The sequence below is a fragment of the Alienimonas chondri genome, from assembly GCF_013036045.1.
In the GTDB taxonomy this organism is placed as follows: Bacteria; Planctomycetota; Planctomycetia; order Planctomycetales; family Planctomycetaceae; genus Alienimonas; species Alienimonas chondri.
Window position 1 is genome coordinate 1 of sequence record NZ_WTPX01000351.1, and the last position, 758, is coordinate 758.

The 758-nt window shown below is 73.9% G+C and carries 1 pseudogene; it reads left to right on the forward strand.

The window, feature by feature from the left end:
* Nucleotides 1-758 (forward strand): annotated as a pseudogene (locus LzC2_RS21600) (hypothetical protein); the annotation flags it as partial.

Sequence of the window (758 nt, forward strand, 5' to 3'; positions counted from 1 at the left end):
GCCGATTTCACCGCCGCTGAGTCGCTGACCGCCGAACCTCTGACGGAACGGGTCGCCGATTGGCGGCCCGCCCGCGAAGCGATCGACGCCGCCGCCCGCGTGGTCCGCGGCGTGGCGTTGTGCGGGACGACGTCCCGCAACGGCTACGCCTACCCGGAGCCGGTGCTGCGGTCCGCCGCCCCGCTGTACGAGGGGGCGCCGGTGTTCCTCGATCATGCGGAGGCCCGCGGCGTCCGCGGGACCGCGGCGAACCCCGGCCGCAGCGCCCGCGACTATGTGGGCAGCGTGCGGGCCGTGCGATTTGAGGAGGGGCGTTTGCGGGGCGACGTCGCGGCTCTCGACACTGAAGCCGGCCGCACCTTTCTGGCGCTCGCCGCCGGCGACGCGGCCGGCGCCGCCCCGCGGGTCGGCATGAGCCATGTCGTCCTCGCCGAACGCACCGCGGACGGTTCGGAGGTCACCGCGATTCGCGAGGTGCTCTCCGTCGACGCCGTCGCTTTCCCCGCGACCGTGTCTCGGCTGCGGGAGTCTTTGACTCCCAATCAGGAAGACAGATCCGGAGACATCGACTCCCGCGGCCTGCGTGAGGAGCTGGCGGAGGCCAGGGTGGAGGTCGCTCGTCTGCGGGAGGCCGGCGCCGCCCGGCAGGCGGCGGGCCGCGAGCGGCTGATCGGCCCAGCGGAATACGGGCCAGCGGAATATGGGCCAGCGGAGAAGGGGTCGGAGTCCGGCGAACCCGGCGCCCTGCTCGTGCGAGC